This is a genomic window from Burkholderia sp. LMG 13014 (assembly GCF_905232215.1).
Lineage (GTDB): Bacteria > Pseudomonadota > Gammaproteobacteria > Burkholderiales > Burkholderiaceae > Burkholderia.
In genome coordinates this window covers 1-5,136 of sequence record NZ_CAJNKE010000435.1, presented here as the reverse complement: position 1 = coordinate 5,136, position 5,136 = coordinate 1, and the positions used below count along the sequence as shown (strand labels likewise).

Annotated in this window: 6 protein-coding genes; all 6 read left to right on the top strand. The window is 60.7% G+C overall.

Annotation, left to right across the window (positions count from 1 at the left end; genetic code table 11):
• Window positions 1-117: 117 nt before the first annotated feature.
• Complete coding sequence (locus tag JYJ84_RS27990; RefSeq protein ID WP_175221808.1) at window positions 118-765, top strand: glutathione S-transferase family protein; 648 nt, start codon at window positions 118-120, stop codon at window positions 763-765.
• 205 nt (window positions 766-970) lie between these two features.
• Window positions 971-1,306 carry an ArsR/SmtB family transcription factor gene (locus JYJ84_RS27985; RefSeq protein WP_374102138.1) on the top strand — a complete coding sequence of 112 codons (336 nt, stop codon included), beginning with the start codon at window positions 971-973 and terminating at the stop codon, window positions 1,304-1,306.
• Window positions 1,303-1,731 carry an SRPBCC domain-containing protein gene (locus JYJ84_RS27980; protein ID WP_122945454.1) on the top strand — a complete coding sequence of 143 codons (429 nt, stop codon included), beginning with the start codon at window positions 1,303-1,305 and terminating at the stop codon, window positions 1,729-1,731. The genes JYJ84_RS27985 and JYJ84_RS27980 overlap by 4 nt, the downstream gene beginning before the upstream one ends.
• 124 nt (window positions 1,732-1,855) lie before the next feature.
• Window positions 1,856-2,440: a flavodoxin family protein gene (locus tag JYJ84_RS27975; protein WP_122945453.1), complete on the top strand. Its 585-nt coding sequence runs from the start codon at window positions 1,856-1,858 to the stop codon at window positions 2,438-2,440.
• A 460-nt stretch (window positions 2,441-2,900) separates the two neighbouring features.
• The gene (gene asd, locus JYJ84_RS27970) at window positions 2,901-4,013 is read left to right on the top strand and encodes an aspartate-semialdehyde dehydrogenase (protein WP_205185571.1); all 1,113 of its coding nucleotides are present in this window, start codon (window positions 2,901-2,903) and stop codon (window positions 4,011-4,013) included.
• A 40-nt stretch (window positions 4,014-4,053) separates the two neighbouring features.
• Window positions 4,054-4,662: a DUF2938 family protein gene (locus JYJ84_RS27965; RefSeq protein WP_240201909.1), complete on the top strand. Its 609-nt coding sequence runs from the start codon at window positions 4,054-4,056 to the stop codon at window positions 4,660-4,662.
• The last annotated feature ends 474 nt before the right edge of the window (window positions 4,663-5,136 follow it).

The window sequence follows — 5,136 nt, the reverse complement described above, 5'->3', positions numbered from 1 at the left end:
GCGGAGGCGGTGGGGGAGTGACGCAGCTTCGCTAGCCGATTTTCGTGCGTTTGGTGACGTACGGTCGTCGTGCAGACGGCTCACGGATGGTTCAACTCAAGGAGACGAACTCAGGCCATGTCCTACGTTCTGTATTACTCGCCCGGCGCGGCAAGCATGGCCGTGCACTGGATGCTGATCGAACTCGGCGTGCCGTTCGAAACGCGACTCGTCGATATCGATACGGGTGCGCAGCATACGCCCGAGTACCTGCGGTTGAATCCCTCCGGCCGAGTGCCGACGCTGGTCGTCGACGGCATGCCGCGGACCGAATCGGCTGCCTTGCTGATGCTGCTCGCCGAACGTCATCCGGAGTCGGGCCTGGCTCCGCATCCGGGCTCGCCTGAACGTGCCGCGTGGTTCGAGACGATGATCTATCTTGCCAATTCCGTTCTACCCGCAATGCGAAACTGGTTTTATGCGGAGACGGATGGCGATCCGCGATGCGCTGACATGGTGAAGGTGTTTTCGCAGGGGCAAGTCGAGGCGTCGATGGCGCATCTCGACAATCTGTTGTCCGACGGTCGGTCGTATTTGATCGACGATCGGTTGAGCACGGTCGACTTCCTGGCGCTGATGCTCATGCGCTGGACGCGTAACATGCCGCGCCCGGCAACGACGTGGCCGCATCTGGCGCGCTATATCCAGCACCTTCGCGGGATGCCGACATTCCTGGAATTGAATGCGCGCGAAGGGCTGACGGAGTGGATGAATCCGGCTGCGTGAGCGCAACACGTTGCCGTGACTTGTTCGCGCTAGTGCAACCCTTCGATGATCAACACGACGGCGATCAAGGCAACGAGCATCACATCCCGCTCGGCGACACGGGCGACGATGCGTCGAAATCCGTTGCATCGACTCGTCCTGGCAAATGACAGGTTGCGGGGTTGAAAATCCATAACTCTACAGTTATCATTCAGATTCATAACCTTTGAGCTATGGATTGGAACCTACTGCCAACGACCTGTTCGCCGCGTTGAGCGAGCCGACCCGCCGGGCTATTTTTCAACGGCTTTCCCATGAAGGCGAGCAGACCGTCGGACGACTGACCGCGCATGCGGGCGTATCGCAGCCCGCCGTGTCCAAGCATCTGGCCGTGTTGCGACAGGCCGGGCTGGTGGAAGGGCGCCCGGAAGGACGAGAAACCTATTACCGTGCCCGTTCGGAGGGGCTCGCGCCGTTGATCGACTGGCTCGGCGTCTACGGCGTCTTCTGGCGGGATCGAATCGACGCGTTGTCCGACCTGCTGGACAGGATGGACACATGACTGCGTCGCGAGAATCGCACAGCCTGGTCGTGGAGCGGAGCCTTCGGCATCCGCCCGAAAAAGTGTGGCGCGCACTCACGCAATCGTGGTTGATCGAGGAGTGGCTGATGGCCAACGACTTCGTGCCTGAGGTCGGTCACCGCTTTACGTTGCGCGCGACGCCGTTGCCCGGGTGGTCGGGCATCACGAATTGTCAGGTCATCGCGGTGGAGCCGGAGCGGCTGCTCAGCTATCGCTGGGGCGATGGCACGGAATCCGCGAGCGGGCTGAAGACGATCGTCACCTGGACCTTGACGCCACATGAGGGCGGCACCTTGCTGCACATGGAGCAGTCGGGTTTTCCTTCTCCAACCGCGCTCAGCTACGTGCGCCTCGGCGCGGCCTGGCCTCGCTTTCTCGACAAACTGGATCAGCTCATCGGCTAGTTCCGGCGACTGAACATCAACGCTTTCTTCTTCCCGATGGGGCCTGCCGGACGGCCGGCCCCAGGGGGCATGCTTGCCTGGCGCAAGCCATCGGCTTCGGCCGCACGTTCAAGGAATAGCAGGTATGTCGACTGTCCGAATCGCAATCATCTATCACAGCCTGTATGGCCACACCGCCAGGCAGGCCGACGCGGTGCGCGCGGGCGTAGAACGCATTCAAGGCGCAGAAGCGCTTCTCCTGACCACCGAGGAGGCGCCGTCTCGCTGGGACGATCTGGCATTGGCGGAGGGCATCATCTTTGGCTCGCCGACCTATATGGCCAGCGTGTCCGCAGCATTCAAGACTTTTCAGGAGGCGACCTCGAACGCCGTCCTGGCCAAGGGCGCATGGAAAGACAAGGTCGCTGCCGGGTTTACAAACTCGGGCGCTCACGCCGGCGACAAGCTGGCCACCTTGATCCAGATCGCGCTGTTTGCCGCCCAGCACGGCATGCACTGGGTCAACCTTGCGCTGCCGCCGGCGAACAACTCCACCACCGGCTCGGATCAGGACTTGAATCGCCTGGGATTCTGGCTCGGTGCCGGGGCGCAATCCAATGTCGATCAGGCCGCCGATGTCGTGCCGCCGGAATCGGATCTGGCCACGGCGCGCCATCTGGGGCAACGCGTGGCTGAGGTTGCGATGCAACTTGTGCGCGGGCGGGCGTGAATATTTTCACGTGACGGCAAATGGCTGCGGGGACGTTCATCGGCCCTGGCGATGGCCGGCTCGTCGCGTTGAGCGTCGCCGTATCCCGAACCGTCCGGTCTCGCTTCATCGTGGCGCTCGGCGTGTACGGGCAGGTGCCAGTCGATGATTCGCCCGAAAAATCCTTCAGGGCACCGCCACGGGTGGCAGGTCAGGGTGGCTCACACTCCGCCCCGGAAGGTGATTTCGACGCAATTGATTACCACTCGAATTCGATTTCGGCTTGGGGTGTGGATTAATGACATTAGAAACCTCCCGTTGTATGGGGTTTTTAATTAATCAATACCTGAAAATATGCAAATGATTAAGATTAGGGCCTCTCGACCCGAGGACGGTGCATGCGCAGTTGAAATCTGGATTCATCTTGAGTACCGGGATTGAAGAGGATGGAAACAATTTTGATAAGGCAGGGGAAACAATGATGAAGGTCGGACTGGTGGGTTGGCGCGGCATGGTGGGTTCCATGCTGCTGAAGCGGATGCGCGAAGAGGGGGATTTTTCGAGAATATCGCCGACATATTTCAGCACGTCGGCGGCAGGGCGCACGTATCGTGACCCGCTGGGCGCCGAACACCGTCTGCTCGATGCGAACTCGGTCGAAAGCCTCGGCGAGATGGACATCATCATCACCTGCCAGGGCGGCGACTACACGAAGGCGGTGTATCCGGTGCTGCGCGCGTCGGGTTGGAGCGGTTTCTGGATCGATGCGGCGTCCGCGAAGCGGATGGATGACGATTCGATCATCGTGCTCGACCCGGTCAACCGTGAACAGATCGAGGCCGGCATCGCTGCGGGCGTGCGTAACTACATCGGCGGCAACTGCTCGATCACGCTCTCGCTCATCGGTCTGACCGGGCTGTTCCGCGCCGGACTCGTCGAATGGATGAGCATGATGACCTACCAGGCGGCGTCGGGCGCCGGCGCACAGCATGTGAAGGAACTGCTCGGCCAGATGTCGGCCGTCGCCAGGTGCGTCGACAACGATCTTGCTGATCCCGGCACGCCGGTGCTCGACGTGCTGGCGAAAGCACACGCAGCGTCACGCGCGAGCGACTACCCGATCGAAGCGTTCGGCGCGCCCCTCGCGGGCAGCATCATTCCGTGGATCGACAGCGACCTCGGCAACGGCGTGAGCCGTGAGGAATGGAAGGGTGAAGTCGAGACGAACAAGATCCTCGGGCTGCCGCCGGGCACGATCCGGGTTGACGGACTCTGCGTTCGCGTCGCTGCGCTGCAGAGCCACTCGGCCGCGATCACGCTGAAGCTGAAGGAGAACGTCGAACTCGATCGTCTTGAAACGCTGATTCGCGATGCGCACGAGTGGATCGATTTTGTGCCGAACACCCGGGAGGAAACGATCCAGCGGCTGTCGCCGGCCGCCGTCAGCGGATCGCTGAAGATCGGCGTGGGCAGACTGCGCCGCCTCAACGTCGAGCCGCAGATGTACAGCGTGTTGACCACGGGCGATCAATTGCTATGGGGGGCGGCTGAACCGCTGCGGCGCGTGCTGAACATGATTCTGAACGCGCAGTAGGTTGCCGGCGAACAGGGCGTTTCAGCGATGGCGGCGCAACGTGCGCCGCCGTCGCTCGATCCTTCGGTGGTGGCTTCGTCCCGATACGTGGACAGCGCGACTCGATGCAGGTGGCGTCGACGCGCTTCGTATCCAGAAAGCAGAGAGAAAAACCATGAGTGACATCATCATCGCAGGCGTTTTTATCGGCCTGACTGCCACGGCGCTGTCGGATGTGTGGGCCGTGTTTCTCGAAAAGGCGTTCAAGGTACCGAATTACGGCTTCGATGTCGTGGGCCGCTGGATCGGGCACATGGCACGCGGGCAATTCTTCCACAAGCCGATTTTCGCGTCGCCTCCGATTCCGGGCGAAAAAGCGATCGGCTGGATCGCCCATTACGCATTGGGCGCGGCGTTTGGGTTCTTGCCGATCCTGCTCGGTGGCGGCACGGACTGGATTGCCAGCCCAACGTGGGCAGCCGCGATCGCAGCAGGATTTCTCACGCTCGCGGTACCGTTCTTCATCGTCGTGCCTGCGTTCGGTATGGGTGTTCTGTGCTCGCGCACGCCGGATCCCTGGGCGGCACGGCGCCAGGGCGTTATCACGCACCTGTACTACGGCATTGCGCTGTACCTCGCCGCAATCTTCTTTGCGATGCTGATGCGCTAAGGACGGGCGATGGCGAAGCATCGACCGCATGCGGTTCATCGACGACGCGCACAAGATGGAAGCTGGACTCCAATTGGGAGATTTTGATGTCGTGCGAAAAGTGTCGCAGCTTTGGTGGAACGCGCTCTAGCTATGAATATTTGGGTATAAATATTTCCAGGCATGCGGAGTTGTACCGGTGCATGAATTGTGGCCAGTTTCTAGAGATTGTTGCAGAAGCGCGTGCTCCGTATTTTCTTACGCTTGAGCAGGCCAAAGAGCACTTTCCGGATGCTCGCAAAGCGCTCGAGAAGATTGCGGAGCGAAAGTGAGAAGTGGCGGACTGACCAAAATCCGCCGATGGCCAGTAGGTCTGTACTGGTTTGGCATCGCGGTTGGCCGAACATTACCTTGGAAATGGGAACGAAATTGCTTGGACGGACGGGTCAGTGGGGTCGTCTACAACGCTAGCAATGTGATTTGACATAATCATAG

Coding starts and splice junctions, on each gene's coding strand:
- JYJ84_RS27975 (WP_122945453.1), top strand. CDS start 1,856: ATGTCGACTGTCCGAATCGCAATCATCTATCACAGCCTGTATGGCCAC.
- asd (WP_205185571.1), top strand. CDS start 2,901: ATGAAGGTCGGACTGGTGGGTTGGCGCGGCATGGTGGGTTCCATGCTG.
- JYJ84_RS27990 (WP_175221808.1), top strand. CDS start 118: ATGTCCTACGTTCTGTATTACTCGCCCGGCGCGGCAAGCATGGCCGTG.
- JYJ84_RS27980 (WP_122945454.1), top strand. CDS start 1,303: ATGACTGCGTCGCGAGAATCGCACAGCCTGGTCGTGGAGCGGAGCCTT.